Source organism: Streptomyces sp. ITFR-16, from assembly GCF_031844705.1.
Taxonomy (GTDB): domain Bacteria; phylum Actinomycetota; class Actinomycetes; order Streptomycetales; family Streptomycetaceae; genus Streptomyces.
On record NZ_CP134609.1, the window covers coordinates 4167031 to 4184401 of the forward strand.

Below are 17371 nucleotides of genomic sequence, written 5' to 3' on the forward strand. Positions count from 1 at the left end.
GCGAGCAGGCACCCCGGCAGTGCTTTCGTGTGACGATCGTAGGCCCGTGTTGACGGCTCGAATGCCAGGACGGTGGTAGTGTGCGCGCCTCCCTCATCCAGATCGCAGTAGACCCGGACGAATCCGTCAATTCCCGTAGGGAACGAGCGGCTTCGCTGGTCGCGGCGCAGCGGGGCGCGGACCTCGTGGTGCTGCCCGAGCTCTGGCCGGTCGGGGCCTTCGCCTATACGGCGTTCGAGGACGAGGCCGAGCCGCTGCACGGCCCCACGCACGAGGTGATGGCCAAGGCCGCCGCCGAGGCCGGGGTCTGGCTGCATGCCGGTTCCTTCGTGGAGCGGGCCGAGGACGCCACCCTCTACAACACCACCCTGGTCTTCACGCCCGAGGGCGAGCGGGCCGCCGCCTACCGCAAGATCCACCGTTTCGGCTTCGACAAGGGCGAGGCGGTCATGATGGGCGCCGGCGACGCGCTGGTGACGGTCGCCCTGCCGGAGACCACGCTCGGCCTCGCCACCTGCTACGACCTGCGCTTCCCCGAGATGTTCCGTGGCCTGGTCGACTCCGGCGCCGAGACCCTGGTCGTCGCGGCCGGCTGGCCGGAGCGCCGCCGTGCCCACTGGACGCTCCTGGCCCAGGCCAGAGCGGTCGAGAATCAGGCCTATGTGCTGGCCGTCGGCTCCGCCGGCACTCACGCCGACATCCAGCAGGCCGGCCACAGCATCGTCGTCGACCCCTGGGGCGAGGTGCTCGCCGAGGCGGGCGCGGACGAGGAGGTGCTGACCGTGGAGTTCGACCCGGGCCGGGTCGCCGCCACCCGCGATCAGTTCCCGGCGCTCAAGGACCGCCGACTGGGGCTGGCCACACCGACGATCCGGGCCTGACCGAGGAGAGGCGCCTGTTTCACGTGAAACAGGCGCGCCCGCCTTCTCAGTCCTCGTGCTCCTTCTCCGCGAGCACGATCACGCACACCGCCACCGCGATCAGCAGCCCCGCATCGGCGTCGTCCCGCACGATGTCGATCCCGTACGTGTCCCGGACGGTCAGCCAGCGGCGCGAGATCTGGGCCAGCAGCTCCCCGTCGTAGTCCACCGCGAACTCGCGGTCCAGGATCTTCCCGCTGACGTCCAGCTCGGTGCCGTCCACCAGCGTCACCCGGTAGTGGTTGCGCAGCAGCGACAGCCGCTTCCGCTTGACCTTGGCGAGCTGCTCGCCGTCCCGCTCGATGAGCATCGTGTCCCGCAGGCTCAGCAGCTTCTGCCGGATCTCGACGACGATCCGGCCCTCGGCGTCCTTCAGCTCGAAGGTGTCCCGCACCCGCATGGCCTTGCCGTCGACGAGGAAGACCTTGCGGCCGTCCGCGTCCTCGATCCAGTAGTCGTCACCGATGCCGAACAGCCGCTCACGCACGAGAAGTCTCATGGCTCACAGGTTCCCCGAGCTTCCTGTGGAATGCGTGGACGCCACGGTGATGTTGACTGTTCACATGGCAACACGTGCACGCGTCAGGGCCCCCGAACTGATCGGCAAGGGCGGCTGGCTCAATACAGGCGACCGGCAGTACACCCTCGCTGACCTGCGAGGGCGCATTGTGATCTTGGATTTCTGGACGTTCTGCTGTGTGAACTGTCTGCATGTCCTGGATGAGCTGCGCGAGCTGGAGGAGAAGCACCGCGACACCGTGGTGATCATCGGCGTCCACTCGCCGAAGTTCGTCCACGAGGCGGAGCACCGGGCCGTCGTGGACGCCGTCGAGCGGTACGAGGTGCACCACCCGGTGCTGGACGACCCCGAGCTCGCCACGTGGAAGCAGTACGCCGTGCGCGCCTGGCCGACGCTCGTCGTCATCGACCCCGAGGGCTATGTCGTCGCCCAGCACGCCGGTGAGGGCCACGCCCACGCCATCGAGAAGCTGGTCGAGGAGCTGGAGAGCGAGCACGCGGCGAAGGGCACGCTGCGCCGGGGCGACGGGCCCTATGTGGCGCCCGAGCCGGTGGCCACGCATCTGCGCTTCCCCGGTAAGGCCCTGCTGCTGGCCGACGGCGGCTTCCTGGTCTCCGACACCACCCGCCACCGGCTGGTCGAGCTGGACGCGGACGGCGAGACCGTCCGCCGTCACTTCGGCACCGGCGACCGCGGCTTCACCGACGGCGGGCCCGACGAGGTCCGCTTCAGCGAGCCCCAGGGGCTCGCGCTGCTGCCCGACGGCCGGATCGCCGTGGCCGACACGGTCAACCACGCGATCCGCGCACTCGACCCGGTCACCGGGGTGACGACCACCCTCGCCGGCACCGGCCGCCAGTGGTGGCAGGGGGCGCCCACGAGCGGCGCCGCCCGCGAGGTCGACCTCTCCTCGCCGTGGGACGTCGCCTGGTTCGACGGCAGGCTCTGGATCGCCATGGCCGGGGTGCACCAGCTGTGGACGTACGACCCCGAGGGCGGCACCGTGCGTGTCGCGGCCGGGACGACCAACGAGGGGCTCGTCGACGGGCCGGCCGCGGAGGCGTGGTTCGCCCAGCCGTCCGGGCTCGCCGCCACCGAGGACCGGCTCTGGATCGCCGACGCGGAGACGTCATCGGTCCGCTACATCGACCTGGAGGGTGCCGTCCACACGGCCGTCGGCACCGGGCTCTTCGACTTCGGCCACCGCGACGGGGACGCCGCCCAGGCGCTGTTCCAGCACCCGCTGGGCGTCACCGCCCTGCCGGACGGGTCCGTCGCCGTCTGCGACACGTACAACCACGCCCTGCGGCGCTACGACCCGGCGAGCGGGGAGGTCACCACGCTGGCCACGGATCTGCGCGAGCCCAGCGACGCGGTGCTGGTGGACGGCGATCTCGTGGTCGTGGAGTCCGCCCGGCACCGGCTGACCCGGCTGCGGCTGCCCGAGGAGGCCGTCCGCGTCGCGGACCAGGCACACCGCACCCGGCGCACCGCCACCGAGATCGCCCCGGGCACGCTCCGGCTGGACGTCGTCTTCCAGGCGCCCGCCGGACAGAAGCTGGACACCCGGTACGGGCCCTCGACCCGGCTGCTGGTCTCCTCGACCCCGCCGGAGCTGCTGGCGAAGGGCGAGGGGGCGGGCACCGACCTCTTCCGCGACCTGGTCCTCGCGGACGGGGTGACCGAGGGCGTGCTGCACGTCTCGGCGATGGCCGCGTCCTGCGACGACGACCCCGCGAACGAGTACCCCGCCTGCCATGTCCACCAGCAGGACTGGGGCGTCCCCGTCCGGATCACCGGCGACGGCGCGGCCCGGCTGCCGCTGGTGCTCGCCGGAATGGACGAGCAGGCCTGAGCGACGCGGGGTGGGGCGGGCCGGTCACCGGCCCGCCCCGCTCAGCCGTCGTCCGCGAGCCGTCGGACTGCGTCCTCGTAACGCCGCACGTAATCCGCCTGCGCGGTCACCCGCAGCAGCGCCTCCAGGGCCCGGACCGCGCCCTCGTCGTACCCCGCGCGCTCGGCCTCGCCGGCCGCCTCGTCGAGCAGCCGGATGCCTTCGTCCTCCGTGCCCAGGGCGAGCCGTGCCTCGCCGCTGACGGTCAGCAGCAGGACCCGGCGGGCCGCCTCCTCGTGCTCGGGGCCCAGATCGAAGGCGGTCCGGGCCGAGTCCAGCGCGTCCTGCGGGCGCCCGGCGGAGAGCTGCATCCGGGCCAGGTGCTGGAGGGCGAGCATCTCGGTGTGCGCGTCGGGCTCCTTCCTGGCCAGCTCCAGGGCCTGCCCGCAGGCCTCCATCGCCACGTCGAGACCGCCCTGCTCGGCCTGCACGATGGCCAGGTTGATCAGGGCCGTCGCCTCCCCGAGCCGGTCCCCGGCCCGCCGGGCGAGACCGGGCGAGGGTTCCAGGAGGGCCGCGGCCTCGGCGGTCCTGCCCTCCTCCGACAGCACCCAGCCCAGCAGATTGCGCACCCGGGACTCGGCGTACGGATCGTTCCTCGCGGCGGCGGCCGACAGGGCCAGTTCCAGGATCGGGGTCCAGCCGTCCCGCACCCGCCACACCACGTGCGGCCACTGGAGCAGGATGATCCGCCAGGCCCGGTCCTCATGACCCGCCGCCCGGGCGGCGGCAGCGGCCAGCGCCAGGTCCTCCCGCTCGTCGGCCAGCCAGCCCATCGCGGCGGCCCGGTCGGTGAAGTCCCGTACGGCGGCGGGCCGACGGAAGTCGTCGGGCAGCACGAAGCACGGCTCCCCGCCCGGCTCGGCCGTGTCCGCCGCGGCGAGCGCGGTCGCGATGTAGTGGTCGAGCACCCCCAGGAGCGCGCCGGGGCCCGCCGAGGGGTCGAGCCCCCGGGCGTACAGCCGCACCAGATCGTGCAGTATCCAGCGCCCGGGCCCGGCCTCGGACACGAGATGGGCGGCGGCCAGGCGCTCCAGCGCGGCGGCTGCGACGACCGGGTCGCTGCCGGCGAGGGCGGCGGCCGTGTACGGGTCGAAGTGGCTGCCCGGGTGGTGGCCGAGCCGGGTGAAGTGGTGGACGGCGTCCGGCGGCAGCTGCTGCACGGTCAGCCGCAGGGCGGCGGAGACCCCGGTGTCCTCCACGTCCAGATAGGACAGCCGGCTGCGCTCGTCGGCCAGTTCGTCGGCCATCTGCGCCAGCGTCCACTGCGGGCGGCCCGCCAGCCGGGCCGCCGTGACCCGCAGGGCGAGCGGCAGTCCGCCGCAGAGTTCGGCGAGCCGCCGGGCCGCGACGGGTTCGGCGAGGACCCGCTCCTCGCCGAGCACCCCGGCCAGCAGCGCGGTGCCGTCCGGCGGCTCCAGCACATCCAGCGGGACGGGCACGGCCGCGTCCGAGGCGATGAGTCCTTCCAGCCGGTTCCTGCTGGTGATCAGCGTGACGCAGTCCGTACCGCCCGGCAGCAACTGCCTGACCTGGGCGGAGTCCCGGGCGTTGTCGAGGACGACCAGCAGGCTGAGCCGGTCGGTCAGCGAGCGGAACAGCGCGGCGGCGCCGGCGACCGACTCCGGCACCCGGCGGGGCGCGACACCGAGCGCGAGCAGGAACTCGCGCAGGATCTCCAGGGGCGTCGGTTCGCCCGTGTCGCCGAACCCGCGCAGATCGGCGAAGAGCCGTCCGTCCGGGAAGGCCGCGGGGGACCGGCGGGCCCAGTGCAGGGCCAGCGCGGTCTTGCCGACCCCGGCCGGCCCCGTGACCAGGCAGACGGGCGCCTCGCCCGCCGCCGCCCGGGAGAGCGCGGTGAGTTCGGCACCCCGGCCGTGGAAGCCGCGGGGAGCGCGGGGCAGCAGATCGGCGGCGGGGTGCGGATCGGCGCCCGGGTAGGCGGGGGCCGGGACACGGGCGGGGCGGGGAGCGGCCGGGGGCGGTACCTCGGCGGGTCCGGTGGCGGTGGGGCGTACGGCCGGTGCCACGGCTGCCGGAGCGGCGGACGGAGTCCCGGCCGGCGTGCCGTCCGGTGCCGGAGGCGCTGCGGGGTCCGGGTCGCCGCGCAGGATCTGCGCGTAGGCGTCGGCCAGTTCGCGGCCCGGGTCGATGCCCAGCTCGTCGGCGAGCAGCCGCCGGGTGCGGTGGAACCAGTCCAGCGCCTCGGACTGCCGGCCCGACCGGTACAGCGCCGTCATCAGGGCCGCCGCCAGTGACTCCCGCATCGGGTGGGCGACCGCCTCGGCCCGGAGGACCGCCGCCGCCCGGTGGTGCTCCCCCAGCACGGCATAGGCCTGGGCCAGCTGCTCGACCGTCGTCAGCCGGGACTCCTCCAGCGCCTGTGCGGCCGCCTGGAGCGGGGCGCTGGCGTAGGTGCCGGTGAGCGCGGGGCCCTGCCACAGGGACAGGGCCTCCTTGAGCATCAGGACCGTGTCGGCCGGGCTGCGCTGCTCCCGGGCCAGCATCAGCAGCTCGTCGAACCGCTGGGAGTCCAGCAGGGTCTCCGGCACCCGCAGCACATAGGCGTCGCCGAGGGTGGCCAGCTCGACCCCGTAGGCCTCCGCGTCCGCACCCATCAGCAGGGCGCGCAGCCGCGACACATGGCCCTGGATGACGGTGCGGGCGTGCAGCGGCGGGGCGTCGTCCCACAGGCAGTCGGTGAGCCGTGCCATGGAGACGGGGGTGTTGACGCGCAGCAGCAGTGCGGCGAGCAGACTGCGGCGCTTGGCGGGGCCGAGCGGCAGCGGCCCGGTCAGCGTGTCGACGCAGACCGTGCCGAGCAACCGGAACTCCACGAGCGGCTTCCCTTCCGGGGGTGACGCGCCCGGTGCCGGGTCACGGACAAGTGCCCAGAATATCGGCACTTCCGCGGTGGTGTCTCAGGTGGTGTTCCCGGGACGGGTCCGGCTCACAGACGGCGTTCGTCCTCGGACACGACCGTGGTGGTGGGCGGGACGACCATGCGGCGGCGCCGCATGACGCTCGCGTAGACGAAGACACCGACCACGCCGACGATCATCATGATCCAGCCGACCATGTCGACGTTGACGCTGTCCATTTCCCAGTCGGTGGCGAAGGCCAGTACCGCCCCCACACCGATCAGGATGATGCATCCTCCGAGTCCCATGAGTTCCGCCTCCTCGACGCCCCGGAAGATCCGGACCGTGTACGGACCGCGTACCCGGCCCGGTAACACCCATGCGTGCCGGGAGGGTTGGAGACCGAGGGTGCCCCCGGCCGTGACGGCCGGGGGCACCCGGTGGTCACACGGCGGCGGTGTGCCCGGTGATCGGGCAGGCGCCGGCCGGGGCCCTGCCGAAGGCCGCGGTGCGGGCGGCGGGGGCCGTGCCGCCGATCTGCTTGAGGATCTCGTCCGAGAGCAGGTCCTCCTCGCCCTTGAGGGCATCGGCGACCTTCAGATCGGTGTTGAAGACCATCTCGGCGGCGATGTTGTCCTGGACGATCCGGGCCAGGTTGTCCAGCGCCACGAAGATCGGGTCCGACGGGGTCTCCACCGTCGGCAGGTCGATCAGGTGGGTGTCCACCTTCGCCTGGTTCATGGTGCGGCGGATGATGATGGAGGCCTGGTTGAGGTCGGCCGTGGTCCAGATCGACAGCACGGTGACGTACAGGTCGCTCCAGGCCTTCTCGCCGATCAGCGCGCGCCACCGCTTCATCAGCGCTTCGAGCCCGTTGATCTGGGCGGTGGCCGCGAACGTCATGTTGACGCGGATGGCCGGGTAGACGGTGGCGGCGAACTTGTTGAACGACACCATGTCGAAGGTCCTGGCCTTGACGGAGGCGTCGATGAACGCCATGGCCTCGCGCAGGATCGTGCCGCAGGACGTCTCCAGGTCGGCCGGGAGGTTGGCCGTGACCAGCTTGGTGAACGCCGTGTTCAGCGTGGCCCGGTAGGCGTTGAGCGGGGTGATCCAGCCCTGGTCGCCGGGGGCCTTGAAGACGATCATGTCCAGGTCGTGCGGGTCGATGCGCTCCGCGTTCGGGATGTTGGGGACCTGGTCGCTGAGATAGGGGGCGATCACGGAGTAGACGCCCAGGGGTATGTGGGCGAGGGACTTGGCCAGTTCGAAGTACTCCGGAACCGGGTCGACCGTCTCGATCTGCTTGCCCTCGTGGATCAGGGTGAAGCGCCCGCCGACGGCGTTGTTCTGCACGACGACGACGGGACTGAGCTCCTTGATCAGCTGCGACTTCAGGGCCGCGTAGTTCGTGCGCATCGCCGCGTTGACGTTGCGTATGGCGTCCCTGGCCGACTTCTCGTCGGTGGCGGTGATGCCCGCGGCCGGTGCGGCCGACGCGCCGGTGGCCGCCTGTGTGGTGAGGAGCGTGGCCGCCCCTACGGCCGACGCGGTACCCAGGAATCCTCTGCGTGTGGTCATGCCCCGTCTTCCTTGAAGAGTGCGTGCTTCCTTTGCGGTGTGGGGGGAAGTTCAGGGGTGGGGGGATTCTGGGGGGAGGGTCGAACCGGGGTGGGGGGCAGGTGGGTTCTAGGCCAGGGACTTCTGGGTCGGGACGACGACTCCGTAGAGGTCCTGGACCGTGGCGAGAGCGGCCTCGTGGACCTGCTGCGCCGGGATGCCGTCCGGCTTGCCGTTCAGCGGCAGCGGCCGGGTCGCGGAGGCGTCGGCGACCACGGTCGGCTTGTTGCCGTTGAGGAAGGCGCCCTGGGTGGTGAACAGGGTGCACATGTTCGTCATGAACCCGGCGATGATGACGTTCTTGCGGCCGGCCTTCTTGACCTGTGCGGCGAGGTCGGTGCCGTGGAAGCCGTTGGGGACGGTCTTCTCGACGACGGGCTCGCCCTTGACCGGCTTCAGCGCCGGAATGATCTGTCCGGCCTCGGACGTGAGGTCGTAGCCCTTGTCGACGATGTGGATGACGGGGGTGCCCGCCGCGCGTGCCCGCTTCAGCAGCGCCTCGGCGTTGTTGACCGCCGGCTTCCAGCCGTTGAGTTCCATCACGCCCTTGGTGTAGGTGTTCTGGTAGTCGACGAGGATCAGCGTGGCGTCGGCCAGCGTGGCCGGGGTCTCGTCGAGCTTGTTCAGCTCCCGCAGCGTGGTGGTCTCCTTCGCGACGTTCTTCTGCGCGCTCTTCGCCGCGGCGGGCGTGGCCGGCCTGTCCTCGCGGGACGCGGCCTCGGAGTTCGTACCGCACGCGGTGGCGGTGGCGGCGAGGACGGCGACGGCTCCCAGGGCGACGGCGGTACGCAGCCGGGTCATCAGACGATCTCCTTCTGCGTCGGGACGACGACGCCGTACAGGTCGGCGATGGTGGCGAGCGCGCTGTAGTGCACCTGGCGGGCGTCCAGTTCGGTGCCGGCGACGGGCAGGGCGCGGGTGGCGGAGGCGTCGGCCACGACGGTGGGCCGGTTGCCGCGCAGGAAGGCGCCCTGGGCGGTGAACGCGACGCACATGTGGGTCATGAACCCGGCGATGATCACGTCGTTCTTGCCCGCCGCCCCGACATGGTCGCCCAGGTCGGTGCCGTGGAAGGAGTTCGGGACCTGCTTGACGACGACGGTCTCGCCCTCGGCCGGTGCGACGCTCGGGTGGATCTGCCCGATCTCGGCCCGGATGTCGTACGGGGTGCCCTCGCCGCCGTCGTTGATGACGTGGATGACCCTGGTGCCGGCCCGGCGGGCGCGGGCGAGGAGTTCGGCGGCGGCTTCGAGTGCGGGCTGCCAGCCGTCCAGCTCCATCACGCCGGTCGTGTAGGTGTTCTGGTAGTCGATCAGGATCAGGGTGGAGTCGGCGAGCTTCGCGGGGGTGTCGTCGAAGCCGTTGAGCCGGCGCAGCGTGGTTCGGGGCATGGCGGTGTCACCTGCGGATTCATGTCGGGGAGAGCGGTCCCGCCCGTCCGGCGGGCCGCACTGAAGACGCTATGACCCACCCCCGCACGTCGGCAATGTCGTCTAACATGCAGAAACCGACACCGTGGAAATGACATCCCGGATGGCGGAAGCCGATACGAGGGCCGAAGCGCCGCCGGGGAGGGCCATGAGCGCCATCGAACGACTGATCGTCATCGTGCTCTTCGGAGGCGTCGACCTGCTCGATGTCACCGGGCCGCCCGAGGTGTTCTCGCTCGCGCGCCGCGAGACCGAGGAGGCGTCGGCGTACGACGTGGTCCTCGCGGCCGAGACGATGGATCCGGTGACCACCGCCGCCGGGGTCCGGATCCTGCCCGACCTCACCTTCGACGACCTGGCGGCACGGAGTATCGACACCCTTCTCGTGCCCGGGGCCGTGGAGGTCGACGGGCAGGGGCGTGTGCACCCGCTCGCGGACCCGGCCGTGGTGCGCCGGGTGGAACAACTCGCCGCGCGTACGCGCCGGGTGACCTCCGTCTGCGTCGGGGCGCACATCCTCGCCGCCGCCGGGCTCCTCGACGGCAAGCGGGCCACCACCCACTGGTCGACGGCCCAGCAACTCGCCGCCGACCACCCGCTGGTCGAGGTCGACGCCGATCCGATCTTCATCCGCGAGGGGGACGTGTGGACCGGTGCGGGCATCAGCGCCTGCCTCGATCTGTCGCTGGCCCTCATCGCCGACGACCTGGGCGAGGCCATCGCGCTGCGGGTCGCCCGGCAGCTGGTGATGTACCTGAAGCGGCCGAGCGGGCAGAGCCAGTTCAGCGTTCCGCTGGAGCAGGTCTCCACGACGCGGCGCATCGAGGACCTGCGGCACTACATCATGCGCCACATCGCCGAACCGCTCACCGTCGCGGACCTCGCCGAGTACGGCCACATCGGCGACCGCCAGCTCACCCGGATCTTCAAGACCGAACTCGGCACGACGCCGCACGCCTACATCGAGTCGGTCCGGGTCGAACGGGCCCGCAACCAGCTCGAATCCACCGACGCCACCCTCGAACGGATTGCGTCCGCCTGCGGGTTCGGCACCACCGACACCCTGGTCAGGGCGTTCCGCCGCCGGCTGGACACGACCCCGACCGAGTACCGCCGCCGGTTCCGCACGGCCCCGGAATGACAGCGGTCCCCCGGCCGCCGGGCGGCCGGGGGACCGTCAAGAGCTCCGTCAGCCGGCCAGGAACGAGGCCAGTGCGTTGGCCAGCAGATACGGGTCGTCGGCGCCGCACAGCTCACGGGCGCTGTGCATCGACAGGATGGCCACCCCGATGTCGACCGTCTGGATGCCGTGCCGGGCCGCGGTGATCGGGCCGATCGTCGTGCCGCACGGCATCGCGTTGTTGGAGACGAACGTCTGCCACGGCACGCCCGCCTTCTCGCAGGCCGCGGCGAACACGGACCGGCCGCTGCCGTCGGTGGCGTACCGCATGTTGACGTTGACCTTGAGGATCGGTCCGCCGTTGACGACCGGGTGGTGCGTCGGGTCGTGCCGCTCCCCGTAGTTGGGGTGGATCGCGTGGCCGGTGTCGGAGGAGAGGCAGACGGTCCCGGCGAAGGCGCGGGCCCGGTCCTCGTACGTACCGCCGCGGGCGAACACCGAGCGCTCCAGGACCGTGCCGAGCAGCGGGCCGTCCGCGCCGGTGTCGGACTGCGAGCCGTTCTCCTCGTGGTCGAAGGCGGCCACCACCGGGATGTACGGGAGTTCGGCGTCGGGCTGCGCGGCGACGGCGGCCAGCGCGGCGGTCGCCGCGTGCACCGAGAGCAGGTTGTCCATGCGCGGGCCCGCCACCAGCTCGCGGTCGCGGCCCAGATAGGACGGCGCCTCGACGGGGTGCGGCATCAGGTCCCAGCCGGTGACGTCCTCGGCGTCGACCCCGGCCTCCTCGGCGACGAACCGGATGAGGTCGCCCTCCTCGACGTCCCCGAGGCCCCAGATGGGCTGCATGTGCTTCTGGCGGTCGAGCTTGAGGCCCTCGGTGTTGGCCGACCGGTCCAGGTGCACGGCCAGCTGCGGGACGCGCAGCAGTGGCCGGTCCACGTTCACCAGCCGGTGGGTGCCGTCACGCAGGGTGATGCGACCGGCGAGCCCGAGGTCACGGTCCAGCCAGGTGTTGAGGAGCGTGCCGCCGTAGACCTCCACGGCGATCTGGCGCCAGCCGTGGGCACCGGTGTCGGGCAGCGGCTTCACCCGCAGGTTCGGGGAGTCGGTGTGTGCGCCGACGATCCGGAACGGGGTGTGCGCCGCGGCGCCCTCCGGCACGTACCAGGCGACGATCGCGCCGCCGCGCAGCACGTATTTCCCGCCCGCGGTCCCGTCCCAGGCCGCCGTCTCCTCGACCTGCCGGAAGCCGGCCTTCTCCAGCCTCGCCGCGGCGGCCGCCACGGCGTGGTACGGGGAGGGGGCAGCCATCAGGAAGGCCATCAGATCGTCGGTGTGCCCGCGGTCGAAGCGGAGGGAGGAACTCATGTTCTTCACTGTAACCAGACCCGGCCCGCAGGATTCACCGTCGCCCACCGGTGACGCAGGGCTACTGTCCGGTCAGTGCCGAGGTCGGTTTCTCGCCGTTCTGCGCCTGACGGGCCCGCTCGGCGAACAGGCCGGCGACCGCCTTGACCTCCTGGTCGGTGAAGGTCTTCGCGCCCTGGTTGCCGCTGCTGACCCCGAGCACGGTCGTCCCGACCCGGAGCTGGGTGATGGTGGCCGGGCCGCCCATCGTGCCCGTCGCGGCGCGGTGGGACTCGCGCTCGTCGCCCAACTCGCCGATCTCCACCGGCTGTGCGTCCGGGCCGACCCGGTCGCCGCCGTAGTACTCGGCGAGCGCGTCGTAGGCGGTGCCGGCCTCCTTCGCCTCCTTGTAGGCGAGCACCCAGAAGTTGAGCGACGTGCCGTCGGGCTTGCGCACATAGCCGGAGACGCCCCAGTAGGTGATCTTCCCGCAGGCCGCCGCGCGCTTCTTGCTGTCCTTCGCCAGGCAGACCGTCGGCGGATACTCCGGGGCCGGCTTCCGGGCTTCGGGCGCCAGCTGGGTCCGCCAGCCCGGCATGGCCTTCGCGTCGGGCAGCACCGAGGCGACCTCCGCCTTCGTGAGCGCCTTCGCGGCGCCCCCGTCCCCGTCCCCGCCGCCCCCGCAGCCCGCGAGCATCAGCGCCGCGGCCCCTGCCGCCACGCCCCGTACGTACCACCGCTTGCCCGGACGGCTCATGCCGGCCTCCCCCTCGTCGGTGGTTCCGATCATAGGGAGGGGGTACGACAGCACCGCCGCCCGAAGACGTCTCCGGACGGCGGTGCGGGGTGGATCAGAGGGGCCGAAATCCCTTAGAACGCGGCCTCGTCCAGCTCCATCAGGGAGTTGTCGACGGCCTCGGCGAGCGCGCGCTCGGCGCCGACACCCGGCAGGACGTTCGCGGCGAAGAACTTCGCGGCGGCGATCTTGCCCTGGTAGAAGGCGACGTCCTTGGCGGAGGCGGTCGGCAGCTTCTCGGCGGCCACGGCCGCGCCCTTGAGCAGCAGGTAACCGACGACGACATCGCCGGAGGCCAGCAGCAGGCGCGTGGTGTTGAGGCCCACCTTGTAAATGTTCTTGACGTCCTCGCCGGTCGCGGTGAGGTCGGTGATCATCGTGCCGACGATCGCCTCCAGGTCCACGGCGGCCTTCGCGAGGTGGTCCAGCGAACCGGCCAGCTCCTCGTTGCCCTGGGCGCCCGCGAGGAACTTCTTGATCTCCTCGGAGAGCGCGTTGAGCGAGGCGCCCTGGTCGCGGACGATCTTCCGGAAGAAGAAGTCCTGGCCCTGGATGGCCGTGGTGCCCTCGTACAGCGTGTCGATCTTGGCGTCACGGATGTACTGCTCGATCGGGTACTCCTGGAGGTACCCGGAGCCGCCGAACGTCTGGAGCGACTGCGCCAGCTGCTCGTACGACTTCTCGGAGCCGTAGCCCTTCACGATCGGGAGCAGCAGGTCGTTGAGGCCGTGCAGCGTCTTGGCGTCCTCGCCGGCGGCCTCCTTCTCCTGGATCGCGTCCTGGACGGAGGCGGTGTAGAGCACCAGGGAGCGCATGCCCTCGGCGTAGGCCTTCTGCGTCATCAGCGAGCGGCGCACGTCGGGGTGGTGCGTGATGGTGACCTTGGGGGCCGTCTTGTCCATGAACTGCGACAGGTCGGTGCCCTGGACGCGCTCCTTGGCGTACTCCAGCGCGTTGAGGTAGCCGGTGGAGAGCGCGGCGATGGCCTTCGTGCCGACCATCATGCGGGCGAACTCGATGATGCGGAACATCTGGCGGATTCCGTCGTGCTTGTCACCGATCAGCCAGCCCTTGGCGGGGTGCTGGTCGCCGAACGTCATCTCGCAGGTGTTGGACGCCTTGAGGCCCATCTTGTGCTCGACGTTGGTCGCGTACACGCCGTTGCGCTCGCCCAGCTCGCCGGTGGTCCAGTCGAAGTGGAACTTCGGGACGAGGAAGAGCGAGAGGCCCTTGGTGCCGGGTCCCGCGCCCTCGGGGCGGGCCAGCACGTAGTGGAGGATGTTCTCGGACATGTCGTGCTCGCCCGAGGTGATGAAGCGCTTCACGCCCTCGATGTGCCAGGAGCCGTCCTCCTGCTCGACGGCCTTCGTCCGTCCCGCGCCCACGTCGGAGCCGGCGTCCGGCTCGGTCAGCACCATCGTCGAGCCCCACTGCTTCTCGACGGCGATCTCGGCGACCTTCTTCTGCGCCTCGTTGCCCTCCTCGAAGAGGATGCCGGCGAACGCCGGGCCCGAGGAGTACATCCACACGGCCGGGTTGGCGCCGAGCAGCAGCTCCGCGTAACCCCAGATCAGGGAGCGCGGCGAGGTGGTGCCGCCGATCTCCTCGGGGAGGCCCAGGCGCCAGTACTCGGAGTCCATGAAGGCCTGGTACGACTTCTTGAAGGTGTCCGGGACCGGTGCGGTGTTGGTCTCGGGGTCGAAGACCGGCGGGTTGCGGTCGGCGTCGGCGTAGGAGTCGGCGAGCTCGTTCTCCGCGAGGCGGGCGATCTCGTCGAGGATGCTCTTCGCGGTCTCGACGTCCATCTCCGCGAACGGTCCGGTGCCGTACACCTTGTCGCGCCCGAGGACCTCGAAGAGGTTGAACTCGATGTCGCGGAGATTCGACTTGTAGTGCCCCATGGGAAGGCTCCGTAATCAATAGCAGTGGCGCGCAGCGCCCCGTGGAGGGGTGGCCCGGACGTATCACCTGACCCCTACGATGATGCTACCCGTCAGTAATAAGACGCAACCCCTCAAGGCATAGATGTGTCCGATTACTCTTTGCCCCATGTACGGCTACGACCAGAACCAGGGCGCACAGCAGCCGATGGGTGGCGGCTACGGCGAGCAGCCGCTGTATCCCGAACCCTCGCCGCCCTCGCTGGGCGACGCGGTACGGGCCTTCACGACCGGCTCGCTGTCCGCCGAGGACTTCCAGCAGATCTTCGCGACGTCGAAGGTCTACTGCCCGCGCGGTGACAACCCGGGCTTCCTGGCGCTGCACAACACGCAGCAGCCGGTGATCCCGATGTTCACCACCCTCAAGGAGCTGCGGCTCTACGCCGGCAAGGAGTCCAAGTACTTCGTGATCACCGGCGCCGAGGTGATCGACCTGCTGCCCACCGGCTACGGCTTCGTCCTGGACATGGAGGGCGAGCACCGGATGGTCTTCGACGCCAAGGCCGTCGAGCAGATGGTCGACTTCGCGATGCGCCGTATGTACGGCTAGCGCGACCCCGCCGGCCTGCGTGAAGGGGCCCGTACCGCTCTCGGTACGGGCCCCTTCGCGCTGCCGGGGAGCGGCGCGGGAATGGAAGCCGCCTTGCAGGATGTTCACCATTCAACTAAATTGGTTCAAGAACAGTCCCCCGGAGGTGGCTCGCATGCCCGCAGTGACCGTCGAAAACCCGCTGACCCTGCCCAAGGTCGCCGCCTCCGGCGACGCCGCCGCCCGTCCCGTGCTCGCCGTGACCACGGCGCCGAGCGGGTTCGAGGGGGAGGGCTTCCCCGTCCGCCGCGCGTTCGCGGGGATCAACTACAAGTACCTCGACCCGTTCATCATGATGGACCAGATGGGTGAGGTGGAGTACGCCGCCGGGGAGCCGAAGGGCACCCCCTGGCACCCCCACCGCGGCTTCGAGACCGTGACGTACCTGATCGACGGAACCTTCGTCCACCAGGACTCCAACGGCGGCGGCGGCACCATCGGCAACGGCGACACCCAGTGGATGACGGCCGGCTCCGGCCTGCTCCACATCGAGGCGCCGCCGGAGTCCCTCGTCATGTCCGGCGGCCTCTTCCACGGCCTCCAGCTCTGGGTGAACCTGCCCAAGGCCGACAAGATGATGGCCCCCCGCTACCAGGACATCCGCGGTGGCCAGGTCCAGCTGCTCGCCTCCCCCGACGGCGGCGCGCTGCTCCGGGTGATCGCGGGCGAGCTCGACGGCCACGAGGGCCCGGGCATCACCCACACCCCCATCACGATGATCCACGCCACCGTGCGCCCCGGCGCCGAGGTGACGCTGCCGTGGCGCGAGGACTTCAACGGCCTCGCGTACGTGCTCGCAGGGCGCGGCACAGCCGGCCAGGAGCGCCGGCCCGTCCACATGGGCCAGACCGCGGTCTTCGGCACCGGCTCCTCGCTGACCGTCCGCGCGGACGAGCAGCAGGACGGCCACACCCCCGACCTCGAGGTCGTCCTCCTGGGCGGGCGTCCCATCCGGGAGCCGATGGCGCACTACGGGCCGTTCGTGATGAACAGCCAGGCCGAACTGAAGCAGGCCTTCGAGGACTTCCAGGCCGGCCGCCTCGGCACCGTGCCCGCCGTCCACGGCATGTGAGCCCCGCCGCCGTATGACGGAGCGTCACTCGTACGGCGGCGCGGGCGGGACACCACCCCCTCGGGCATGATCGGCTGAGGGGGTGCAGACCCGCGAGCCACTCCTGCCCGAAGGCGCCCGGCGGACAGCCGCCTGGTGCGGTGTCGCCCTGCTGGTCGCCGGTGTCGCCGCCGTCCTGATCTGGCTGTGCATCGTCCTGAAGACCGCCCTGACCCCCGTGCTGCTCGCCCTGCTCGGTACGGCGCTGCTCGGCCCCGTCCACCGCCGGATGACCGCCCACGGGGTGAACCGCTCCATCGCCGCCGGGTTCACCTGCGCCCTGCTCGTCGCCGTGGTCGGCGGGGCGGGCTACATCGTCGTCACCGCGCTCGTCGACACCGGCGACCAGATCGTCCAGTCGCTCAAGGACGCCGGACAGTGGGTCATCGACCACTTCGGGATCGCCGACGGCACCAATGTCGACGACCTCACGGCCAACGCCCAGAAGCTCGTCGAGAAGTTCGGCGCGAGCGCGGCGGGCGGGCTCCTCACCGGCATCAGCCTGGTCGGCTCGCTCATCGCCACCAGCGTCCTCGCGCTGCTGCTGACCTTCTTCTTCCTGCGCGACTCCGACCGGGCCGTGCACCTCGCGCACACCGTCGCCCCGCGCGGCACCGGCGATCTTGTCGAGGCGATGGGGCGGCGCGCCTTCGAGGCCGTCGAGGGCTTCATGCGCGGGACGACGTTCATCGCGCTCATCGACGCCGTCTGCATCACGGTCGGACTGCTGATCCTGCGGGTGCCCGGCGCGGTCGGGCTCGGCGCGCTGGTCCTCGTCGGCGCCTACATCCCCTATCTCGGGGCCTTCATCTCCGGCGCTGTCGCCGTCCTGGTCGCGCTCGCCGACCGGGGGTTCGTGATCGCGCTCTGGGCGCTCGGGGTCGTGCTGGCCGTCCAGGTGCTGGAGGGCCACATCCTGCAGCCGATGATCCAGAGCCGTACGGTCCAGATGCACCCGGCCATGATCATGATCGCGCTGACGGCGGGTGCCAGTGTGGCGGGCCTGCTGGGGATGCTGCTCGCGGTCCCGATGTGCGCGGCGGCCTTCGGCATCCTGGGCGAGCTGCGCGGCCGGGGAGCGCCGCAAGCCCCCGCCGAGCCGGACACGCCCTAGGGCGTGTCGTCAAACTGGCGTCTGCCGGGCGACGCCATGCACGCACTCTCGCCGCACCGGCCCCAGACCCCGGTACGTCCAGTACAGGGGCCTGGGGCCGGCACGCCGA

The 17371-nt window shown here is 71.3% G+C and carries 15 protein-coding genes; 6 read left to right on the top strand and 9 right to left on the bottom strand.

Annotated elements, in window-relative coordinates; genetic code table 11:
• The first annotated feature begins 80 nt into the window (after positions 1 to 80).
• Positions 81 to 881 carry a carbon-nitrogen family hydrolase gene (locus RLT58_RS18435; RefSeq protein WP_311311476.1) on the top strand — a complete coding sequence of 267 codons (801 nt, stop codon included), beginning with the start codon at positions 81 to 83 and terminating at the stop codon, positions 879 to 881.
• 46 nt (positions 882 to 927) lie between these two features.
• Here the strand turns inward: RLT58_RS18435 and RLT58_RS18440 are convergent, their stop codons facing one another.
• On the bottom strand, positions 928 to 1419 hold the full coding sequence (locus RLT58_RS18440; protein ID WP_311311477.1) for an LURP-one-related/scramblase family protein: 492 nt from the start codon (positions 1417 to 1419) through the stop codon (positions 928 to 930).
• A gap of 64 nt (positions 1420 to 1483) precedes the next feature.
• On the opposite strand from RLT58_RS18440, the gene RLT58_RS18445 reads away from it, so the two are divergent.
• Positions 1484 to 3295: an NHL domain-containing thioredoxin family protein gene (locus RLT58_RS18445; RefSeq protein WP_311311478.1), complete on the top strand. Its 1812-nt coding sequence runs from the start codon at positions 1484 to 1486 to the stop codon at positions 3293 to 3295.
• 41 nt (positions 3296 to 3336) lie between these two features.
• Here the strand turns inward: RLT58_RS18445 and RLT58_RS18450 are convergent, their stop codons facing one another.
• The 5 genes from RLT58_RS18450 to RLT58_RS18470 all read right to left on the bottom strand — a co-directional run bounded on the left by RLT58_RS18450 (position 3337) and on the right by RLT58_RS18470 (position 9206).
• Entirely contained in the window at positions 3337 to 6171 is a 2835-nt protein-coding gene (locus RLT58_RS18450) for an AfsR/SARP family transcriptional regulator (protein ID WP_311311479.1), read from the bottom strand.
• A 113-nt stretch (positions 6172 to 6284) separates the two neighbouring features.
• Positions 6285 to 6503, bottom strand: a complete 219-nt coding sequence (locus tag RLT58_RS18455) for a DUF6458 family protein (protein WP_311311480.1) — start codon at positions 6501 to 6503, stop codon at positions 6285 to 6287.
• A gap of 136 nt (positions 6504 to 6639) precedes the next feature.
• A complete protein-coding gene (locus tag RLT58_RS18460; RefSeq protein ID WP_311311481.1) occupies positions 6640 to 7776 on the bottom strand; it encodes a hypothetical protein in 1137 nt (378 codons plus the stop codon).
• Between the two features lie 108 nt (positions 7777 to 7884).
• Positions 7885 to 8616, bottom strand: coding sequence for a cysteine hydrolase family protein (locus tag RLT58_RS18465; RefSeq protein WP_311311482.1), 732 nt, complete (start codon positions 8614 to 8616; stop codon positions 7885 to 7887).
• Positions 8616 to 9206 carry an isochorismatase family protein gene (locus tag RLT58_RS18470; RefSeq protein WP_311311483.1) on the bottom strand — a complete coding sequence of 197 codons (591 nt, stop codon included), beginning with the start codon at positions 9204 to 9206 and terminating at the stop codon, positions 8616 to 8618. Before RLT58_RS18470 ends, RLT58_RS18465 begins: the two co-directional genes overlap by 1 nt.
• 187 nt (positions 9207 to 9393) lie before the next feature.
• Here RLT58_RS18470 and RLT58_RS18475 point away from each other — a divergent pair, with 187 nt between their 5' ends.
• Positions 9394 to 10386, top strand: coding sequence for a GlxA family transcriptional regulator (locus RLT58_RS18475; protein WP_311311484.1), 993 nt, complete (start codon positions 9394 to 9396; stop codon positions 10384 to 10386).
• 48 nt (positions 10387 to 10434) lie between these two features.
• Here RLT58_RS18475 and RLT58_RS18480 read toward each other — a convergent pair whose 3' ends face one another.
• The 3 genes from RLT58_RS18480 to RLT58_RS18490 all read right to left on the bottom strand — a co-directional run bounded on the left by RLT58_RS18480 (position 10435) and on the right by RLT58_RS18490 (position 14409).
• A complete protein-coding gene (locus RLT58_RS18480) occupies positions 10435 to 11733 on the bottom strand; it encodes a M18 family aminopeptidase (RefSeq protein ID WP_311311485.1) in 1299 nt (432 codons plus the stop codon).
• Positions 11734 to 11794: 61 nt separating this feature from the next.
• Entirely contained in the window at positions 11795 to 12502 is a 708-nt protein-coding gene (locus RLT58_RS18485) for a hypothetical protein (RefSeq protein ID WP_311311486.1), read from the bottom strand.
• Between the two features lie 80 nt (positions 12503 to 12582).
• Positions 12583 to 14409 carry an acyl-CoA dehydrogenase gene (locus RLT58_RS18490; protein ID WP_311311487.1) on the bottom strand — a complete coding sequence of 609 codons (1827 nt, stop codon included), beginning with the start codon at positions 14407 to 14409 and terminating at the stop codon, positions 12583 to 12585.
• Positions 14410 to 14557: 148 nt separating this feature from the next.
• Between RLT58_RS18490 and RLT58_RS18495 the strand changes: the two genes are divergently transcribed.
• The 3 genes from RLT58_RS18495 to RLT58_RS18505 all read left to right on the top strand — a co-directional run bounded on the left by RLT58_RS18495 (position 14558) and on the right by RLT58_RS18505 (position 17262).
• A complete protein-coding gene (locus RLT58_RS18495; RefSeq protein WP_136207169.1) occupies positions 14558 to 14998 on the top strand; it encodes an SseB family protein in 441 nt (146 codons plus the stop codon).
• A 154-nt stretch (positions 14999 to 15152) separates the two neighbouring features.
• A complete protein-coding gene (locus RLT58_RS18500) occupies positions 15153 to 16109 on the top strand; it encodes a pirin family protein (protein WP_311311488.1) in 957 nt (318 codons plus the stop codon).
• 82 nt (positions 16110 to 16191) lie between these two features.
• Positions 16192 to 17262 (top strand): AI-2E family transporter, encoded by a 1071-nt coding sequence (locus tag RLT58_RS18505; RefSeq protein WP_311311489.1) that lies wholly within the window; start codon positions 16192 to 16194, stop codon positions 17260 to 17262.
• The last annotated feature ends 109 nt before the right edge of the window (positions 17263 to 17371 follow it).